Annotated in this window: 17 protein-coding genes and 6 pseudogenes; 5 read left to right on the top strand and 18 right to left on the bottom strand. The window is 37.4% G+C overall.

The genetic code is table 11. The features are described from left to right. Positions 1-64 precede the first annotated feature (64 nt). A pseudogene (locus J6836_RS22205) lies at positions 65-415 on the bottom strand (transposase); the annotation flags it as partial. Between the two features lie 69 nt (positions 416-484). Here J6836_RS22205 and J6836_RS22200 point away from each other — a divergent pair. Continuing rightward, positions 485-1,222, top strand: a complete 738-nt coding sequence (locus J6836_RS22200; RefSeq protein ID WP_219249733.1) for an IS6 family transposase — start codon at positions 485-487, stop codon at positions 1,220-1,222. A 39-nt stretch (positions 1,223-1,261) separates the two neighbouring features. On the opposite strand, the gene J6836_RS22195 is transcribed toward J6836_RS22200, so the two are convergent. From J6836_RS22195 to J6836_RS22865, 8 genes and pseudogenes are all read right to left on the bottom strand, one after another. Beyond that, the gene (locus J6836_RS22195; RefSeq protein WP_255586439.1) at positions 1,262-1,498 is read right to left on the bottom strand and encodes a hypothetical protein; all 237 of its coding nucleotides are present in this window, start codon (positions 1,496-1,498) and stop codon (positions 1,262-1,264) included. A gap of 586 nt (positions 1,499-2,084) precedes the next feature. Then, complete coding sequence (locus tag J6836_RS22190; protein WP_219249773.1) at positions 2,085-2,897, bottom strand: hypothetical protein; 813 nt, start codon at positions 2,895-2,897, stop codon at positions 2,085-2,087. A gap of 54 nt (positions 2,898-2,951) precedes the next feature. Beyond that, positions 2,952-3,473: a hypothetical protein gene (locus J6836_RS22185; RefSeq protein WP_219249772.1), complete on the bottom strand. Its 522-nt coding sequence runs from the start codon at positions 3,471-3,473 to the stop codon at positions 2,952-2,954. 32 nt (positions 3,474-3,505) lie between these two features. Next, positions 3,506-6,130: a fimbria/pilus outer membrane usher protein gene (locus tag J6836_RS22180; protein WP_255586438.1), complete on the bottom strand. Its 2,625-nt coding sequence runs from the start codon at positions 6,128-6,130 to the stop codon at positions 3,506-3,508. Positions 6,131-6,170: 40 nt separating this feature from the next. Beyond that, positions 6,171-6,881, bottom strand: coding sequence for a fimbria/pilus periplasmic chaperone (locus J6836_RS22175; protein WP_219249770.1), 711 nt, complete (start codon positions 6,879-6,881; stop codon positions 6,171-6,173). A gap of 59 nt (positions 6,882-6,940) precedes the next feature. After that, positions 6,941-7,513, bottom strand: coding sequence for a fimbrial protein (locus tag J6836_RS22170; RefSeq protein WP_219249769.1), 573 nt, complete (start codon positions 7,511-7,513; stop codon positions 6,941-6,943). A gap of 432 nt (positions 7,514-7,945) precedes the next feature. Next, on the bottom strand, positions 7,946-8,248 hold the full coding sequence (locus tag J6836_RS22165) for a helix-turn-helix domain-containing protein (protein WP_219249768.1): 303 nt from the start codon (positions 8,246-8,248) through the stop codon (positions 7,946-7,948). A 386-nt stretch (positions 8,249-8,634) separates the two neighbouring features. Next, positions 8,635-9,008: pseudogene (locus J6836_RS22865) on the bottom strand (DDE-type integrase/transposase/recombinase); the annotation flags it as partial. A gap of 98 nt (positions 9,009-9,106) precedes the next feature. Here J6836_RS22865 and J6836_RS23390 point away from each other — a divergent pair. Then, a pseudogene (locus tag J6836_RS23390) lies at positions 9,107-10,090 on the top strand (IS91 family transposase). A gap of 355 nt (positions 10,091-10,445) precedes the next feature. On the opposite strand, the pseudogene J6836_RS22150 reads toward J6836_RS23390, so the two are convergent. Next, positions 10,446-10,610 (bottom strand): annotated as a pseudogene (locus J6836_RS22150) (DDE-type integrase/transposase/recombinase); the annotation flags it as partial. Positions 10,611-10,682: 72 nt separating this feature from the next. On the opposite strand from J6836_RS22150, the pseudogene J6836_RS22850 reads away from it, so the two are divergent. Further along, positions 10,683-10,903 (top strand): annotated as a pseudogene (locus J6836_RS22850) (IS3 family transposase); the annotation flags it as partial. A gap of 13 nt (positions 10,904-10,916) precedes the next feature. Here the strand turns inward: J6836_RS22850 and J6836_RS22845 are convergent. From J6836_RS22845 to J6836_RS22110, 8 genes and pseudogenes are all read right to left on the bottom strand, one after another. Continuing rightward, positions 10,917-11,048, bottom strand: a pseudogene (locus J6836_RS22845) (IS256 family transposase); the annotation flags it as partial. A 79-nt stretch (positions 11,049-11,127) separates the two neighbouring features. After that, on the bottom strand, positions 11,128-12,129 hold the full coding sequence (locus J6836_RS22140) for a fimbrial protein (protein WP_255586437.1): 1,002 nt from the start codon (positions 12,127-12,129) through the stop codon (positions 11,128-11,130). 13 nt (positions 12,130-12,142) lie between these two features. Continuing rightward, positions 12,143-12,709: a fimbrial protein gene (locus J6836_RS22135; protein ID WP_219249764.1), complete on the bottom strand. Its 567-nt coding sequence runs from the start codon at positions 12,707-12,709 to the stop codon at positions 12,143-12,145. 40 nt (positions 12,710-12,749) lie between these two features. Continuing rightward, positions 12,750-13,364 (bottom strand): fimbrial protein, encoded by a 615-nt coding sequence (locus J6836_RS22130; protein WP_219249763.1) that lies wholly within the window; start codon positions 13,362-13,364, stop codon positions 12,750-12,752. 10 nt (positions 13,365-13,374) lie between these two features. Then, positions 13,375-14,124, bottom strand: coding sequence for a fimbria/pilus periplasmic chaperone (locus tag J6836_RS22125; RefSeq protein ID WP_219245271.1), 750 nt, complete (start codon positions 14,122-14,124; stop codon positions 13,375-13,377). 13 nt (positions 14,125-14,137) lie between these two features. Further along, positions 14,138-16,669, bottom strand: coding sequence for an outer membrane usher protein (locus J6836_RS22120; RefSeq protein ID WP_219249761.1), 2,532 nt, complete (start codon positions 16,667-16,669; stop codon positions 14,138-14,140). Positions 16,670-16,697: 28 nt separating this feature from the next. Then, on the bottom strand, positions 16,698-17,243 hold the full coding sequence (locus J6836_RS22115) for a fimbrial protein (protein WP_255586435.1): 546 nt from the start codon (positions 17,241-17,243) through the stop codon (positions 16,698-16,700). Positions 17,244-17,309: 66 nt separating this feature from the next. Beyond that, on the bottom strand, positions 17,310-17,876 hold the full coding sequence (locus J6836_RS22110; protein ID WP_219249759.1) for a fimbrial protein: 567 nt from the start codon (positions 17,874-17,876) through the stop codon (positions 17,310-17,312). Positions 17,877-18,634: 758 nt separating this feature from the next. Here J6836_RS22110 and J6836_RS22105 point away from each other — a divergent pair. Together J6836_RS22105 and J6836_RS22100 are read left to right on the top strand one after the other, a co-directional pair. After that, positions 18,635-18,919, top strand: coding sequence for a helix-turn-helix domain-containing protein (locus J6836_RS22105; RefSeq protein ID WP_219249753.1), 285 nt, complete (start codon positions 18,635-18,637; stop codon positions 18,917-18,919). Between the two features lie 20 nt (positions 18,920-18,939). Beyond that, complete coding sequence (locus tag J6836_RS22100) at positions 18,940-19,146, top strand: helix-turn-helix domain-containing protein (protein ID WP_219249752.1); 207 nt, start codon at positions 18,940-18,942, stop codon at positions 19,144-19,146. Positions 19,147-19,319: the final 173 nt, after the last annotated feature.

Genomic DNA, 19,319 nt, shown 5'->3' with positions numbered 1-19,319 from the left:
CTCAAACAAGAGAAAACCCGACGTACTCGTCAATATCTAGCGTCTGCAATGGGCTTAACGTGCTTTATTTTCCGTTTTCTGAGACGTCCCCTGATAATAAAGTGGCTGCGTGTATACCTTTCTCCGCACTTATAAACCGCAGTCGGTTTCCACATAAAATACATTGGTACGGATCTGTGTTTAAAAACCCTTTCATCAGTGCCGCAAAGCCCGGTTTTTCGGGTACGCTAGGGGACATGATATCCAATGCATCATACACCTTAGGTAATAAACAGCCGCGTTTGCGATTGGCTAAAAAACCGTAATAGCGGATCATCTTAAAATGGCGAGCAGGGATATGACTGACATAACGTCGTATCATTTCTTCTTGGGATAAGGTCTGTCGTCGGTATTGTTGGCTATGGTGGTCATAATAAGGGCTTGTTGCAAAAATTACCTAAATGAGAAACACTCACGGTATTAATCATCGCTTTAGGATAAACTCATGCCATCAAACGAGTTTAAATGGAAACATTTTGCTCCCACGATCATCCTTTGGTGCTTACGTTGGTATGGCTCCACACCGTTAAGCTATGCCAACGTCAGTGATATGCTGGCTGAACGGGGGATTTCGGTTCACCGTTCAACGATTTATCGCTGGTTTATTGAATATGCACCCATTCTCCGTAAAAAACTCAAAAAATATCAATTCATTCGGGCCATTTCATCTTGGCAGCTCGATGAAACTTACGTCAAAGTGAACGGAAAATGGTTTTATCTTTACCGTGCAATAGATAAATACGGAGATACGCTGGATGTTTACTTTTCACCCAAACGTAACCGTTATGCTGCCTATTCATTTCTCAAGCGCGTATTAAAACCTTATCGCTCCGAGCGGCAACCAAAAACCTTAAATACCGATAAGCATGCAGCTTACGGTTACGCCATAGCTCGCTTAATTAAAGAAGGGAAACTCCGGGCTGACGTAAAACAACGGCAAATTAAAACCCTCAACAACCGCATTGAATCGGATCACGCCCCGATTAAAAAATTGATTGTTGCCACGGGCGGTTTCAAATCGGCGAAGCGGGCTTGGTCAACGATCCAAGGATTTGAAACGTTGCGAAAACTAAATAAAGGTCAATTCGATGACTGGTTACGTCGTGGCGAAGCTAAATTACGGGTGCGGGAGCGATCTGCCTTTATGAATCGATTATTCAATGTGGAGACAGTTTTAGCCTGAAACATCCAATGAACTCTGAGCAAAAAACGCGCTAATTTATTATTTGCAACAAGCCCAATCAGATAAGAGCGCACCCGGTAAAACGGCGTTATCGGGAATGCTAACGGTTCGTGAAACGGGTTTATAAATTTCCCCCGTTAGGGGATTGATTTTGAGCTGCGCTTTTAACCAACGACTGAGTTCTTGAGGTAAAATTCGGGGGTTAGCCTTAAGAAAAGCCGCCTTATTTCCCCGATCACACCCATAAACGGCTTCAATATAGTCAATCAATTTCATGTTAATAAACACTCCACTTTGACCTTATAGACAGACATGATTTCCCCTTTGCCACAATCAATACGAGAACGATCATACTAATTGATTAAAGTGATACCCCACTCTTTTTTATGCTCTCCATATTATTGCTAGAGCTAGACTATTAAAATACGAGGTTTATGATGCGCTTATATTGTTTCATATATTCGGTGCAGTAGCACAATGCGAACGCTCATAAACAAAAGAAAAAGTTATTGCTGGATTGGAAGGATGAATGACTTATAGACGCTATTTGGCGTAAAAAATCAACATTGATTGATACTTGAAAAAATTTGAATAAACAACAAATGATACGGATAACTCGTAAAATAAAAAATCTGTTAGGCAAATTTTGAATTTGATTTTAAAATCAACATTTCTTATCGAGATCTATAATATCAAGAGTTAACAAGGAGTAAGGGGAAAATTGGATTTGGCTCTTAATGTTTATGAAAAAGCTTGTCTGACTGTATTCTTATCGTATTTCATGAAGATGCAAGTAAACATTTTATGAGTATTATCCTATATGTGATGTGGTAAAACCCCGCCCTTAAGAGCGGAGGTGGTGTTAATTATACGTGTAAGTATATTTTACATTCCAAATATATTCCCCTGCTATTTTGGGGCAATATCCTTTAATTTCACTTTCTATCAATAGGTTTTCAGGTTTTCCTTTCATTTCATATGATCCATTATTTAAAAAATTAGTTTGACCTATAAATATACCAAAATCGTCGGGTAAATCATCGGATGATATGGTAAGGCTAATTTTAGGTATTAGTCCTACATTTCCTTTTGAATTAACTGTTACTGGTATTATTTGATTAATAGCCGATTGTGGGTTACACGTCCCTAAATCAATTAAAGAAGGCGTTTCAATATAAGCATATGCATTACTACTACCAATAATATGCCAGATATTATATGTTATTTCCTCGGGAGAAAACGGATATTCAGTATTAATGGGCATGGCTGTACAATATGCGTCAACTGAAATATTATCAAACCCGCGTGTACTATATAGCTTAACAATACCGATTATAGAGTGGTCTCCTGGATTAGCTAAGGTTGCATTACTATTTTCAATAGAAATTTCAGGGCTTAAATTTACTGATGTTGTTGCGGATATACCTGAATTGAAATTTCTTACCATACTATCAAAGCTTGGCCAACATGAAAGTGTAACTTGACTTTGTCTGCTTAATCCTAAAAAGCTCACTTTAATATCTTTAGTGATAGCACTATTCTTGTGAGGCAAGGTAACACCGCTCATAGTAGTTTCGCTACCAATTGAAAATATAGTATCAGAGTATATCTTTGGATGAAAAAAAAAACAAAAGAAAAAAGTATACTTAGAAAGCAAGTCTAAATTAAATTTCATGTCAATATCCTATTTGGTTTTTTATATTAAACGGTTTTATACATTTATGCAAAATTATATGGGCTCAATTTTTACTGTGATTTGTCCACTCACTTCACCTACAGGTGCTATATTAGTTGCCCCGACTTGTGGCACGACCTCTATTATTGTAATGTCATCACCTTGAAAATTAGCTCTTTCTATACTAAAAGAACCTGAAGATAAATCGATATATTTATCTTCAAATCGTAAACAATAACGCATAAAGTTAGTATTGGTTTTGATACATGTCGCATCACTTTCAATAGCCGTAAGTGTATATTTATACTTATCTGCTCCAGTGCAATTAGATACTAAATTAAATTTTTTTGAATAATTATTCAAGTAATCTCCAGTTACTTTATTTACAAACTCACTACTAGGTATATCTGCTAACGTGACTGTTTCAGGAGCTACAAATGTGCACGAAGCAACTACAGTAGCTTTTATATTAACAGTGCTTGTTGCTTGAGCAGCTATGGCTAAATTAAATATTAACTGATTAGTAAATAAAGCAATAATTATTATTCGAAACAAACGTTTTATAAAAAAATGCATAATTAGTCCTATATAAAAACAATATTAAATTTTCATTGACAATAAATATTAAATTTTGCTACTGATTGCTGATCTGTATTTTGAAGTAGTGAATAGGTGGCTCGGCACTGATTTTCATCATCATGTCCCCACTTAGCGATGAGTTCGCCTGAAGGTTCTAGCCCAGACAAATAAACCTGACCATCATCATTCACAATGGATGTTTGATGCCCAATTGAAATTAAGGTACCGAAAGGCAGATTTTTGCCATTTTTTACAATGCGAACCAGTGCTCGAGCACCTTGACGAGTGACAAAATTTGCTTTGACGATAGCGCCGCGAGTGGGCACCGTTGTTAGAACGCTGTTTTCAATTTCCGTTTGTTCATCTAACTCGCTACTGTCTAATGCAACGCGGTTTAAACGATATGGGGTTGCGTAAGGTTTGATGGTGTAACCGAACCAATCCGTCTTAACGCCACTCGTGTGCTCAACGGGGATATCACTGGCTCCCGGTGCCGAAATCAGAATATTGGTCTCACCAAGAGGCTGGCTAAAAATGACACCGTCAGAATGCAAAGTCACTGCGCCCGAAAGACCCGTTGAGATCTTGCGGTAATCCTTGCCGTAGCTATAACCCACTTGTGTATTTCCATAGCCACCTTGATACGCTAAGTTGAGGTTTCCGTCATTTCCATTACTTGAGGAATAACCTTGAGCTACGTTCCAATTCAGGTTTTGTTGTGGCAGGAAACTTCCGCTTAGGCTAGTTTGCTGGATTAACTCTCCTTGGTTATCATGGTTAGCACTATAAGAGGCATACATCGGCGGTACTCCTTGAGGTAACCATTTTTGCAACGGAATGGAAACCGTTAAGAAAATATTCCTATCTGTCGTTTTGACATCGTACTGATCAATATTTTTATTTAGCCCATATGAGAGCGTGTAATTGATATCGCCAATTTGGCTACTTAATCCTGATTGTATGGAAACAGAGCTGCCATTTTGTTCCCAAAAACTTTGGCGGACTCCCGTTAAATAAATAGAACCAATGCCTGTTATTTTTTGTGAGATATTGGTTTGTATTCTTTCGCGCTTGTTATTGTAAAGATTAAAGTAATCAGTATTGTTGGTTTTAAGTTCCCCATCGGAATCAACACTTTCATTCTGGGATAACCAACCGGACATTCGATTCAGTGACGTTTCTTGTAAGGTGTAATAACCCCGAGTTGAATATCGATATCCGGTTAATTGAATATTTGTACCCGTTTCAGGGAATGCGCGTGCGTAGAGAAATCGTAATGATTGCCCTTGATAGCGGCTTCCATCGGTTAATTGGCTATTTGCATGGGTAATATCAGCTGAAAATGCCCCCCATGTGCCTAAGTTAAAGCCCGTGCCGATCGCACCGGACAAGTAGTTTTGGGCATACTGAATGCCGCCATAAAGTGTGGTTAAGGAAGATGCTCCCCAGATAAGCGTAGTTTCGCCAAATTGGGTTGTATCATAATGGCTGTTATCAGAGCGAAATTCACCGGCGGTTAGGCTATAGCTCATTCGACCTTCTCGTAATAGCACTGGGACAGAGGCATAGGGCACAATAAAGGATTGAATATCACCGTTAGCTTCAAGAATACTGACTTGCAAATCACCGCTTGAGTTCAAGGAATTTAAGTCAGTAATGGCAAATTCACCCGGCGCGACATTAGCTTGGTAAATTAAATAATTATTTTGGCGAATCTCAAGGGTGGCATTACTGTTTGCAACACCTCGAATAATAGGCGAAAACCCTTGTTGGCTTGCTGGATACATGCTTTCGTCAGTTCTTAATTGCACACCGCGAAAAGTCAGTGAATCGAAGACTGTGTTATTGGTCGTGCTATCCCCTAAAACTAATCGACTACGCCAAGGAATAATCCCGCGTTCGACATAGCTGTTCAGATATTGCCAGTGGCTTTCTTGGTTATGTTTGCTTGTATAGCGAGTCCATGTGCGGTTGTCTCGATACCGCCAACTACCTATATTGATGCCATTCCTTAGGTTTAAGTAACTGTTTTTACTGAAATCATGCTTATATTGGTTATCTGTAATGCCTAATGTATAGCTGGTAAATAATGCATTAATTCCGTCATCCCATTGATTTGTTGAAATTTCATCTTTGGCTATATGACTTAATGCTATCTGTGGAATACTGATATTTAATTTCATTTTAGGGAAATCAAATTCGGTATGCGCATTAGGGATCAGTTGGGCGATATTAATGCACTGATCATCCTCTGATTGAGTGAATGCAGATGTTTCCGTATTCACTCCCAGTTCAGTAAGGTCTTGTTTGGTTAACAACGGCATCAACCCTGTAGGGTCCGTTGTTGTAGATACATGTGTATGTTGCTCTTGGCAGTGCTGCTCTTTAACAAACGTCATGTTTCTTCTGTATTTAAGATTACCATTTAAATAAACATCAACATCATAGGTTCCTGGCAATTGTGAACCTTGATTTTCAAACGTGCTTAAGTCAGCAATATGCTCTGCATCAACAGAAATTAAAGAGGAGGGAAAATAGTAATCTTTCCCGTCTTGGGCATAGGTATTTGGTATGACAAAAAGACAGATAAATAAGTATGAGGGCATCAAATGGTTATTTATGATTTTTTTGTATTTTTTGAGTGAGTCTAACATAGAAAACCTTATTTCCATTTGAAATAAAACACATTGATTTTTAATTGAAAATGGCAGGCTTTGGCGGTGTAACGCCACCAAAATCATTGATTGAACTAAATGTCAGTTTATTGATATTAAATCCATCTGGAGAGTTAACTTGAATATCACTAAATGGCGCTATCATGACGGTTGGCAACTCTTTTTTGTCTGATTTAAGATCCGTTAATGTCATGTAATAAGGTGATGGATTGGATATTTTAATCTTTTGATTATCTACCTTGCTAAATCGAATAAGACTTATTGCTTCTTTAGGTGTGATCTTTAATCCTTTTGGTCGAACAAAAAGTTTAATGCGAGTCACTGCCGCAAGAATTAATGCATTTTTATCAGACAGTTCATTTCTATCAATAGATGGAATAGCTTTGACATTAAAATAAAATAGAGATTCTTTATCTGTAGGTAATTTTTCACCTGCATAAACTAAGCGTATGGTATTTTCATTTTTGGGTGCGCTAGTGAATAGTGGTGGCGTAGAAATAAAATCATTTATTTTATTTCCTTTTGCATCTTCTATCCATGTTTGAACTAAAAATGCTGATTTATCTGAGGTGTTCCGAATACCTGTAGTAATTTGTTTACTTTCTTGCGGATAAATAATTCGGGTGCTATCAAGTGTTATTCCTCCGGCAAAACACAGCGAAGAAAAACCCAAATAGCATAGCGAAACTAGCCATTTATAAAAAAGACTTGTTTTAGGTAATGAAAACATAAGAACTCCGAAAATAAATAATGCGCACCCGCTATAACACGGGTGCTAAGACAGAAGTATTACTGATAAGTAATAGTGAAATCGGCAGATGCGTTAGCAGCCCCCACAGTGACTTTATCCGCTAAGGCGATGTACTGTGCTTGGAAACGTAATCTGCTATCACCTTCATTCAACTTAACCACGTCCGTCGCTTTTAAACCATCAACATTCACTAACTTACTGTTTTGTAAAATTTGGATACCTACGCCAGTGGCAGTTATTTGCCCGCTTTGAGAAGCGACAGGAGCAAGAGTTGTGTTTTCGTCAGGAACCGTAATACCTGAGAAAGTCAGAGATGCATTTTTGAATGTTTCAGTTGCACAACCCGTTAATTTAATATCAAAACCAACAGGAGAAGAGACCGAAGATTTACCGGTGAAGGCATCTTGACGGTATTGGCCTAAATTAACGGTTTGTGAGGCATCATCATTATCAATGACGCAAGGGGTATTTACAATTGAACCATGAAAATTAATAATCCCCCCACCAACGGTAATAGGTGATAATACACCTGACTCTTCTGCAAATGAATTGTTTGATAGAACTACACAAATTGGTAATACAAGAGTAATAAACTTACACTTTCTTTTCATTAAATTTTTCCTTTTGAATCTAGAATATCAACAATTTAGCATCAATTAATAATTAAAAATGGTAATCGGCCGGTGGATTTCACCAATAAATTTATAATGGTTTTTTTGAGTTAATTTATTTCCTCCTTAGCCTATCTTTCTAAGATCTCAACACGAACAAACGCGGTGGATATTCCTGTGTTATACACACTTTTGGGTTTCTAATATCATACATACAGCCAATACCAATAGAGGATGAGGCATATATCGATGTTGTTATGCTTATAAATAATAAAGTGGGATAAAATATATTGAAGACGTTTAAGCATATATAATCTATGTCATCATACAATGAAGTAGAAAATAAAATCTTAATTAAAAAACAACAGAAATAGTCAATCTAGGCCATTTTAAACGTAAATGTAATCCTAATATATTGAGATAAAATATTGACTAATTTGCCAGTGCTAATTCAGTATTGAATTGTTGTTGACGTTGATATTCAATTAAAATTTCACAAGCATCCTCATAAAACACCTCAGCAATTAAATCAAGCAAGCTCTTATCAAGCACATTTAATGAATGTAAAACAATTTCGAATGAAAACATTGTCTTGCCTCGTTCCAATCGAGAGATTTGTTGTTGAGAAAGATTTAATTTTTTGCCTAGGTTTTTCCCCGATATTCCGAGTAATGTTCTGTGTTTTCGAATAAACGAACCAATGCGAAAATTAATGTTTAATGTATTGTATTTCATTAACGCGTTCACCTGTTTTATTGGAATAAAATAGAGCCACCACCCAAATCATCGGAAGAAAGACTAAACCAAATTAACGGATAGGGAAAATAGATTAAGACGATCGATTTATCAAAAACCGATAGCTATTGACAATCAATGTGTATTTAATCGATCGTTTATACCGATTGAGATTGTTTAAAAAAAGAGTACTCTCTGATTTAAAAGAAATTTCACAATAAAGTATAAAGTAACGCCAGGAATAATAACGCCAGTGATTAGCTGGATGTTGACATATTAATATATATAATGAAACAAAATCTAACCATACACTCATCTACAGTGTTATTTGGTGCCTGAAGGTGTACGTGAAAATTTGATGGCGTTATCTTATATGGGGTTATTTGACCAAAGACTCTATTCACTAGACGCACTTCGCCTAACGGTTTTGTCAATAGTAAAAATGTTCAGCTTGACCTTTGCTAAGCGCTCGCATCACTTCAATTCCTTTGATAGACACATGTACCGTTAAACCCTAAGGTCGGATTAGTCATGCGCTTCAACTTACCATGAGCGCATTCAATGACATTATTGAGAAATTTATTTGGTTATGTTCTACGTAGGACGGGCATTTTCCTTCATGTTTGAGAAGGTTAAGTGCACGGACATAAAATACGGCTTTACCAGTATTAATGACTCTGGGAATTTGTCGTTTCTTAACACGATTGAATATGTTTTTGAGAAATCGGTAAGCGGCTTTGATGTTACGACGCAGTGAGAGATTGCGTATTCTGGCCCAACGACGCCTACAGTGTGAGCATCGCTGCAAGGCCGCTCTATTTCTAGGCAACACTCTTCTCGTCTTTTATACTCTGCTTCATATATATTCCCAGACCCGCTAAATTATTATTCCAATATGACGACGGATGGAACAGCTTTATCGATAACAACCCCGTCGATGAATGGCAACTCCTCTCTGTTGAAAAGATGCTCGCTTGTAGCACCTGCGCTATGGATGTTCGTCGCTATTGCTGTACTTCTTCTGAATGCACACATTCACGCTTCTTTTGCCAAACCTGTAAATCCAAAGCCTGCAGTGCCTGTGGTCTCAAAGGCACCAAACAATGGATCGCCTAACAACGGCATATTTTGCCGGATTGCGAATGGCAACATATCACCCTCACTGAGCCCCACCTCCTTTGGCCTTTTTTCAACAATAACTGGGTCTTACTTAATCAACCTTTTCGCTGTACCACCTGTGCTATGCTCAAACATGCCAGACGCCTTGGGCTAGAAATTGGTATCTTTTGTGCACTACACACCTACGGTCGCCAGCTCAATCAACATCCGCACATTTATTTATCCGTCACCCGAGGAGGCCTAACTCGATATGACGCTTGGAAACCGATTTTCTTTAAAAAGAAAGACGTCGAAAAGGTCTGGCGGAGTGCAGTTATTCGACTCCTTCGTGACAGTTACTTTCAACACCAACCCAATAAATTGCCTGGCTTCGGACACATTCGCGATTACCCAACATGGTGTCGTTACCTCAATGCCCAGTTTCAACGTTATTGGAAACAGTATGGCAAAAGTCGCGATTTTGCAGCGTCAACAAGTCTGGTGCCTCGGCAGCACAGTACAGGTGGACGGACGACTTTACTGGATACGGGGTAGCGGGCGCTACTAGTACAGTGTGCCAGGGTGTATCTGCGAACGCTGGAACACCGCTCGGGTAAACTCGCTGACTGGGTCAGATAATTATTACTGCGGAAAAATAATTTCGTGGTGACCTGCGCTCTGGCAAACATACTGGTCAGAATCGCATGGGCGCTGACGACCCGGCACCAATCCTTCGAGGCATAGTTATTATTTTTAAGGCAATGAGTTATCTGGTTTTGCGAATACGTATTATTAATGATACAAACGGTTAACCGGCCTGACGAAAAAACTGTGGTTAGGAATGGCAGTTAAAATGCCACTCAAATTTATAAGATTCGCTAGGCGCGGAACTCATCAGGGCGTAGGTATACAGCCCATTTAGACACCGGATAGATTCATGCGAGCCAACAATATCTTCAAAATCGGTGTTACAAAAACGGGAGTGACCATAGATTCCTAACCATGAACGGTTGGTGTAATAAAAAGAAGTTAGGGCGCGTTAGGAAATAACGCGTTTACGTTCCCCAGGAATAACCGTTCAACTTCACCAGAATACGCAGAGATAGAATTCAAGGGGTTGCCCTCGACTATAGACAGCCCGATAAAGGTACGTCGGTCTCCCATTCACTTTGACGTAAGTTTCATCTAAATGCTAATCGTTGAGATCAGAAGGATTGCACCAATACCAACGAAGTCTTTTTTCTATTTCAGGGACATAGCCTTGAATTATGTCAATGTTCACCCGATATGAATAGCTTATTGCCTTAAAAGCTAGGTGTAGACACTGGACGCTTACAGAGCAAGCATGGGAGATGTTGGAACCTGTTGGGATAATGCTGTTGTAGAACGTTTTTTTGGTAGTTTGAAACATTATTGGTTACTGGAAACTGCACAATCAACGCAAGAGCAAATGAAAAATGATGTCAGCATTTATATGTGTTATTAAGACTTCATACGGTCAATAGCGAACTATCGCCGGTTGAGTATGTACAACATTCCTTAAAAAAAATATCCTGATTTAGTTGCGCAGAACAGTCACTGCTGATACGCTAAAAGTATACAGTTTTTCAACTTCTCGGTTAATTTGGTGTTTTTTCACCAACTGAGGTTCGAAAGACCCATTACGATCGTGAGGAGTCGCCAGTTTAAAAAAACTGTGCGGGATATTTTTCACATTATGCTTATCTTTAAGGTCGCTTGTCGCGAAGTGATGCTATATGTATCGCAATTAATATATATTATTACGGTGTTGACATAATAATTGTCGCCGCGGAGTTAAACTGGCCTTCTGTTAGCTCATTTGGTGATAAATTTGGTTTCTTAACTAACGTAAACATTAATGTATCTCGGCCATGACCGTTTTCGATTTTTGAATCGAAATGTCCATTCATTGGTGATACACGTTGCCCTTGATGATAAACCTCCACACCTAACCCAGGCATAATCGGACCTTGGCTGCTTATATCACCTGTTCTAACGAGTAGAGCATCTGACGAAAAAGTTGAGGTCTCACCGCTCAAAATCATTTTTATTGGTGCTGTCAGGTTATTATCTTCACAACTATATGTGATTTCAGCGTTGCGCTGAAAACGGCTTGCGCTACCTACGGTTGAAATGCCGGATGCATTGACCGTTTCAAAATCAATAATAATAATTTGGTTATCATTGATATCGCATGTCCCTGTTCCGATAACGACATCATTTCCGGCATAGAAATTCCATTTGAAATAGGCATGGTCAATATGCTGGTTGCTATTGACATATGTTGCGTATTTATGGAGATCTACTGTCATCAATAAATCACCTTTTCTGACTAATACGGAAGGCATAGGCTTAGCATTCACTTGCAAATACAACTTAATTTGTAAAGGTTCATTGTCTGTTGTTAAACGAAATACTGGGATTTCTTGACCACTAAAGGGAGCTAAATAATAATCACCTCGAACAACAATTCCCGCCTTTAACTCTGGATTATTTCCAAATACTGGACCTAAGGCAGCTCCCGTAACATTCATATAGTCGATGTAATCATTGTGAGCTTCATTACGACAAGTTATAAAATTGCTCACATCTGCAAATTCACTCACGCGGTTAGGTACAGAAAAAATGTCATTATGAATAGGAACATCATTAATACTTTGTGTTCCACCGCCGACCTCTTGGCCCCCATTTATTTTACATTGGAATGCTAAAATGGTGGGGGAAAATAATAAGGTTGCGAGAAGTAATATTAATATCTTCATTGTTACTGATACCTTAATCATAAATTAAACTAAAAATAGCGGTTGCAGTAAAATGGCCAAACGCAATACTTTTATTTTTGATTGCATCAGGTTCCCCTTGTACATTCGCATTAAAACTTAATATATTCGTACCATTCTCTAGATTGTATGCGGGCGTTGTACTATTAATGGGGATTTTTTTACCACTGTATTCTAAAATTTCAATACCTATACCCGAAGCCATACTGCCTGAATCTAATGCAAGAAGGCCTGGTAGATTGGTATTTTCGGTTCCTGTAAATTTAACGGTTACCGTTTTAAATATACTATTATCACAGTCATCTAAGTGAATATTAAAATTTTCTAGAGGCGTTTTTTGGTTGATATAGAGATACTTATTGACGATAGTACCAAAGTTTACAATGATATTTTCATCACCAGGTCTTACTGTACAAGCTTCAGCAACAAGCTGCCCTCGTATTTTAATTTCACCGATTTGACCATTTTTTGGATGGCTCGGTAATGAAAAAAATAACAAACTTAATAGCATGGAGAGTATTATTTTTTTAAATTTATAAAAATTGAAATTTAAGTTATTCATATAAATACCTTCAATGCTACATTCGCAAAATTGAGTGAGCTTATTCATAGGTTATTTGAAAAGAAATAACGCTTCGGTACGCACCTGCCTGTAATTTTTCGGCAACTCTAACGGGGGCTACGTAATAGGTTAAAATATTTTGCCCAGATGAAATAAGTTGTGGTTCGCTGTATTCACCAAAAGCGATTTCTTTCCCTTTTGGGTTGGTGATTTGTAACCCCAATCCTGTAACGCCTTCGACACTAGCAATGTTAGGGCGAAACGGTATGACAGGGGCAATAAACCGAATTTTCATCCCCGGCTGAGAATTACTCCATGTAACATTACCCGATTTATCATTTCTTAGGATGGTTGGCGTTTCGATACAATCTAGTAATTCAATATTAATCGGGGTCTTATGGCCTTGTGCACCAATTGCTTTTAATGACGCAGTTTCAACATTCCCCAAATCAACAGATTGAAATGCAGAGTCCATCGATAAATGGCAAGCACTCTCAGTTAAGGAGCCGTAAACAAAAATTTTTCCATTGGCGCCTTCGACATCCCAATTTCCTGTGGCGTTATGAAAGGCATTCGAGGATGCCCCATATATGACAGACGGTGGAAATATCAGAGATAAACCGAGAAGCAAGGTAAGACTTTTTTGATTAATCATCTTTTCCTCTCTATTTATTTTCAGGAACAACCTGACATGTGCTGGCTTGGCATTTGAATTGCAATTTAGGACGGCCACCGTAGTCATTGATGTAGGTGAGAACAGGGTTCGCACCAACAGTAGAGCTTGGAACACCTAGGTTTTCTTGGCTAAATGGCGCGACCATAACGGCTTTAAAGTTTTGGTTTACCGGTGAGTTGATACGCTCCGCAGCACCAATAATAGTGATGTAAAAGGGCGTTGGGTTTTTTATAATATATTGGTCGCCTTGCTTAATAAGCTGTGTTTTTTCTTGCCAAGGGTTATTCAACATTTCAGTTTCGCTTAGCATGATGCTTTTGGGGCGATAAAATAATTTAATTTTGCTTTGTAATGCTAATTGCAAAACATTGGGTTTATCACTTTTAGGTGGGATCTCTCTTAAGTTAAAGTAATAAACACTTTCTCTATCTTGAGGTAATTGGCTTATTTCAGGGAGTGCCTCAATACGGACTTGGCTTGATTTTTCCGGTTCAACTCTTTGCACGGGAGGTAATACGGCAAAGGGAGAGGTAATTTTCACCCCTTGAATATTTTCTACCCAGCCTTGAGCCAAATAAGGCAGTTGGTTATTTTTATTGGTAATAGTGATTGATACACTTTTTTGATCGCCATTAAAAATAATGCGAGTTCTATCTAAAGCAATTGCTGAGAAAGCACTTCCGCTAACTAAACTGCTTAATAAAATAGCACTGATATATAAATTAGTTAATTTTTTCATCGCAATCACTCATCTACAGATTATTATCTGTTTCATTACGTTTATTTGATAATGGTTTACAAGGAATGAATAATCCTTGGCTAATTGTTTCTAAATTTTCAGGAAAATGAATTTCACATTGAGCTGCACCACCCCAATGAATAATCATGACTTCATTCGGGTTGATTCCACTCACGTAGGCATACCCATTATCAGTGACTATTCCTGTTTCTTTTCCTGTCAAATTGGTAACCTGAGCACCAAATGGTGGTGCGGAACCATCAGACATACGCATTGAAAGCATCATCTTTTCACCAGATAACACATTAAATTTACGGTAGCCAATTGCGCCTTCTGTTAATGTCGCTTGAACAATAGAATCAGTCACTTCGGCATTATTCGGCAGAGCGTTTAAGTCGACTTTAACTTTACTGCGGTAGTAGCTATTTAAGTCAGGTACAACCACTTTACCGAATTCATTTGATGCAATAGGGATACCGCGGTCTGATACGGGAATTTTAGCCACGCCGTCAGTGTCGATGAGTAAACGAGTGCCGCCTATATTTGAAACTCGGTGAGCATCCGCACCCTTTAACGTCATGGTGAATCCGCCTTGAGCCCCTAAACCAAATGACGTGTAATTGTTGTGAATATAGCTGGCATTTGCGGTTAACTTCGTATTATCGCCATAATGAGTAATATAGGTGCTTGCTGTTCCGCCTTTGTTGGTTGACCCGGCACTGACTTGGTAATTGGTTCTATCTGACAGCTTGTCATAATAGGTCGCCCGGTTAACGGTGTCGTCCCGTGTTGCTTGTAATGAATAACCAATATTGGCACCATTTCCCCAAGGCATTGAGGCTGAAATATAAAGGCCGTCATCATTTGTGTCGTTATATTTATTGCGATAAGCCGATAACGAAATATTAATATTTTTCAAGTTTCCCCAATCTAAGGTTTTTGTCACCATTAAATTGTAGCGATTGCTTTCTGGCTTATCCCAATAGGTTTGGTGCGAATAGTTTAAATAAGTGGTGATTCTTGATTCCCTAAAGTTTTTATTTAGAGAAATTACATACATTTCCTTATTACTGCCTTGACGTTCGCCTGAGTCTTTTGCCGTTAAAAAATCAGTCGTAGTCATAAAACTAGGCTCAGAGAAGCGATAACCTGCAAATTGAACTTGGCTATCATAGTCATCAAAGCGCTTCGAATAGTTTATTCGATAAGAATTGCCTGTGAGTTTTTTATCATTAGGAATATTTGCAATAGAATGCGTAATATCGAAAGATAAGGCGCCAAATACTAATAAATCACGACCGACACCCACGTTGAATGCATTATAGTCTTGGCTATTCAATGAGCCTGCGAGTAATGACCAACCATTGGTGACACCCCACGACATTTCACCACTAGCGAATGTATATCCATTAACATGGTGCTTCATATTCGTTGGTCGACCCATGGATAATTTATATCGAACACTACCGGGTCGCGTTAAATAAGGAATATTAGCCGTTTCAACCTGATATTCTTGAACTGAACCATCCTGCTCTTCGATTCGAACATCCAGTTTACCTGTCGTTGCATCACTTAAATTCTGGATACGGAAAGGTCCTGCAGCGACTTGTTCTTGGTAAATAATTCGCCCTTGTTGGCTAATAATTACTGTCGCGTTGGTGGTCGAAACTCCTGTAATTTCAGGTGCATATCCACGTAAGTTAGGTGGAAGCATTAAGATGTCCGTGCGTAAACTAACACCTGTAAATCGAAAGCTATCGAATAAATCAGTGTTAAAATAGTCTTCACCTAAGGTCAATTTAGCTTTACTATTAGGTAAAGCCTTATAGGCGTAAAATCGATTCCATTGGAAATTATGCTCGTTGTTACTATTTGAGCCAGTTTCTCGTTGATCACGTCCCTGCCAATCGCCCCTGAAGCGCCATGCACCGATGTTAACACCCGCAACACCATTTGCCGTCATATTATAATTACTATTGTTATCATGAGGTTTATTGGCTCTTGCATTAATGTTGTAGTCTAAAATAGCCCCTGAAATCCCTTCATCCCAAAGAGAGGGAGGATCCCAGTTAGCTGTTCTATATTCAAGATAAGCTTGAGGAATACTGAGGTATAATCTTGAGTCAGATAAGTCTCCTTGAGCTTGAAAGCCAGGCAAGCTGAGTAAATCAAGGCACTCGTTATTATGCCACCATGTGACTTTCTTCAAAGCATCTACTGTTAACCCTAATTGTTGGACTTGTTCTTGGGTGATACACACAAGGCTTGCATCAGGGGCATTCTGAGGTGCATAGAATGAAAATCGTTGCTCAGGCAGAGTTTCTTTATTTAATTGTATTTTTAGGGGATAAGTACCAGGCATAATATAGCCAGCACGTGAAAATTGCTTAATATCGATGTTTTTTTTGTCTTCTAAATCTAATAATGCTGTATTAAATTGTATGGTATCAGCAGCATATAACTTGGCAGATAATGATCCAAAAATTAACATTATCGTTGCCGTTATTATATTTATCTTGTGTTTTTTAAAAAACATAAAAAACATCCCTAAAATATCAATCTAATTTTTGGAATTAATAATAATCAACCTTGAACCTTAATAAGGTTTGGTAATTACCCGCTTTAACAGGATGATAATTGGTGACTAATTGCATTTGATATTTCAATATCATTGTGCCAGGGGTAATTCCTTGTGTAGGCAATGGCTTTCCTGGTGTAATGGAGTATCCCGAGATATCATGCAGGGCCAATTGCACTCCTTTTGCTTCACCCGAAAGTGTGAAAAAATCACCATTTGATGGTCCATCAAAAGTGACTTCGAGTGAATTCCATTCGTTATTATCTTTTGAATATTTTTCCCAACGGCAATCAACGAGTTTAATATTGAATTCCTTTATGGGGCCTTTCCCAACTTCGCGAATATAGCTTGTTGGAAGCGCCCCCATATTAATGGTCTGATCCCTTGACCCTATATCTATTGCACAGGCAGTATCGACTATTTCGCCGTTCATTGTGACTTTTCCCCATCCATGAGGTGATGCCGCCATTTGTGGCGAAAGAAATAATGTAAAAAGCAATAGAGACGATACATTTCTTAGCGAATAGATAAATCCTTTCACTTTAACCTCTGACTTAATTAGGTGACTAATAGAGGAATACCGAAGTATTCCTCTTTAACTAATCAATTAGTTATAAGTTAAGGTAAAGTTAGTTATGCCTTCGAATTTACCTAATGGAATTTTATCTACTGCAACGTTTGCACCTTGTACGTAAGCGCTATAACGCAGAGTGTTGTCACCTGCTTGTAGTTGGTGTGCTTGAGATGTAGCAATCCCCATATCTAATGCAGTACCGTTAGTATCTGTTAATTGAATCCCCACATTACCAATAGAAGTTGGATCAGTAGCATCTAAACCGGTTACACCCAATAATTTAGCGTTGAACGAGGCACTAGAACCGGAAAATGTTATACTAACTTTATCGTTGTAAACTTTGCCATTTGCATCTTTAGTAAATACACAGTCTTCCAATTCGATATCAAATTGTTTTGCAGTTGAAGTCCCTCCATCTGCTAAAACAGAGTTAGCGATTTGACCTAACCATACTGTTTGGTCAATGGAATCAGAGCTAATCGAGCAAGGTGCATCGATGATTTCACCTTTAAAGGTGACTTTACCATGTCCTTGATCAGCAAGTGCTGGACACATAATAATACTCGAAACCAGTGCAGTTAAGTAAACTATTCTTTTCATTTAAAACCTCATTTAGTTATATCACTTGGTGTTTTTCCATCTGTGATTATATTAACAATATATCTATTGTTAAGTTCATTTTTTATAAAATACGAGCACCTTAATAAATTAATGAACAATCATTTATATATAATAAAATAATCATTAAACTGCAAATGCAAAAAAAATCATCTCTATATAAAATACGCATAATTACATTTCATTAAATAGTAAAAATATACAGTTACAATACAGTATAAGCGGTTATTACTATGATTAAGTATTTGTATGCTATTTTAACCACAGTTAAAAATACCATGTAATTACAAATTACAGTATTTAATTTCAATAAAATTGAAATTTCAAACCTTAAATCCAGAGGTGTTGAGTTAAAAAACAAATATTTTATAGCAATATATTGAACAATGATAAAAATGCACTTTATTTGGTTTAATAATCTTTTTTTTTAAAATTTTTAATTTTTAATTTTTTTTAAATGAAAAAAAGCAAAATAAATCACGACGAGTAACTCATGTGTTGTTATTAAAAAGCTATTTATTTTGATGTTTTTTGTAAAAACTAAAAAAATACTATGCAATTTCAATTGGTTATCATCATTAAACCTTAATGCATTATAAATATTTTTTTACTCATTATTCTTTTGACGACCAATTAAAATTTACTTAAATTGAGTGTAACAAAGAAAAGTGATTTATTTTATTGTATTTAATAATTAATAAGGATGACTTGTTCCACTGCATGTAAAAGATGAGGGTGATATGATTGACTTATTTTCATCAAGAAGACTAATTGGCTCTAGGGTAAAAGAATTAAGGCATGAAAGAAAAATGTCAACTTTTGAATTGGCAGAGTGTCTTTTTTGTTCTCAAGAGTATATAAATCGCATAGAGCTTGGTTCTGCCAAATTGAGTATTGATAAAATTTATCGCATATCTATTTGTCTAAATGTTGATATTGAGACATTGCTATCAGGTATTGGGTTTCAAGTTAAACAAAAAACAAAAAAATCAGTGTGTTATTATCAAGCTGAATGCATTGTTTAATAAAATTAAAGTAAGTGCCTATGAAAAACGTTAATACAATTGGTATAAAAATAAAAAAATTGCGCAAGGGAAAAGGTTTAACCGCAGAAGAATTAGGTAGATTTTTAGGTGTGAGCCAGCAACATGTTTCTCGTTATGAGAGGGGTGTTAGTCTTGTTAATATTGATATATTAATAAAATTATCATTTATATTTAAAGTTACGATTGGGGAGCTAACAAAAAATTAAGAGTAATTAAATTTTGTTTACGTTCTGAATTATAACGCTATTAGTCATGTTATCAAATTGTGATTGGATTAAAATTCAAACAAATTGATATTTTAGCTAATTATTTAATTTATTGAAAACTGTAACATTATGGTGCTAAGGGTTAAAGTACGGAAGGGGGCGTTTGCTTTCAA

Origin of the sequence: Providencia sp. R33, assembly GCF_019343475.1 — a bacterium.
GTDB lineage: Bacteria > Pseudomonadota > Gammaproteobacteria > Enterobacterales > Enterobacteriaceae > Providencia.
This window is presented reverse-complemented; position numbering and strand designations above follow the sequence as displayed.

Excerpts from the sequence above, each read along its gene's own strand:
- J6836_RS22200 (WP_219249733.1), top strand. The coding sequence starts at position 485 with ATGCCATCAAACGAGTTTAAATGGAAACATTTTGCTCCCACGATCATC.
- J6836_RS22195 (WP_255586439.1), bottom strand. The coding sequence starts at position 1,498 with ATGAAATTGATTGACTATATTGAAGCCGTTTATGGGTGTGATCGGGGA.
- J6836_RS22190 (WP_219249773.1), bottom strand. The coding sequence starts at position 2,897 with ATGAAATTTAATTTAGACTTGCTTTCTAAGTATACTTTTTTCTTTTGT.
- J6836_RS22185 (WP_219249772.1), bottom strand. The coding sequence starts at position 3,473 with ATGCATTTTTTTATAAAACGTTTGTTTCGAATAATAATTATTGCTTTA.
- J6836_RS22180 (WP_255586438.1), bottom strand. The coding sequence starts at position 6,130 with ATGTTAGACTCACTCAAAAAATACAAAAAAATCATAAATAACCATTTG.
- J6836_RS22175 (WP_219249770.1), bottom strand. The coding sequence starts at position 6,881 with ATGTTTTCATTACCTAAAACAAGTCTTTTTTATAAATGGCTAGTTTCG.
- J6836_RS22170 (WP_219249769.1), bottom strand. The coding sequence starts at position 7,513 with ATGAAAAGAAAGTGTAAGTTTATTACTCTTGTATTACCAATTTGTGTA.
- J6836_RS22165 (WP_219249768.1), bottom strand. The coding sequence starts at position 8,248 with ATGAAATACAATACATTAAACATTAATTTTCGCATTGGTTCGTTTATT.
- J6836_RS22140 (WP_255586437.1), bottom strand. The coding sequence starts at position 12,129 with ATGAAGATATTAATATTACTTCTCGCAACCTTATTATTTTCCCCCACC.
- J6836_RS22135 (WP_219249764.1), bottom strand. The coding sequence starts at position 12,709 with ATGAATAACTTAAATTTCAATTTTTATAAATTTAAAAAAATAATACTC.
- J6836_RS22130 (WP_219249763.1), bottom strand. The coding sequence starts at position 13,364 with ATGATTAATCAAAAAAGTCTTACCTTGCTTCTCGGTTTATCTCTGATA.
- J6836_RS22125 (WP_219245271.1), bottom strand. The coding sequence starts at position 14,124 with ATGAAAAAATTAACTAATTTATATATCAGTGCTATTTTATTAAGCAGT.
- J6836_RS22120 (WP_219249761.1), bottom strand. The coding sequence starts at position 16,669 with ATGTTTTTTATGTTTTTTAAAAAACACAAGATAAATATAATAACGGCA.
- J6836_RS22110 (WP_219249759.1), bottom strand. The coding sequence starts at position 17,876 with ATGAAAAGAATAGTTTACTTAACTGCACTGGTTTCGAGTATTATTATG.
- J6836_RS22105 (WP_219249753.1), top strand. The coding sequence starts at position 18,635 with ATGATTGACTTATTTTCATCAAGAAGACTAATTGGCTCTAGGGTAAAA.
- J6836_RS22100 (WP_219249752.1), top strand. The coding sequence starts at position 18,940 with ATGAAAAACGTTAATACAATTGGTATAAAAATAAAAAAATTGCGCAAG.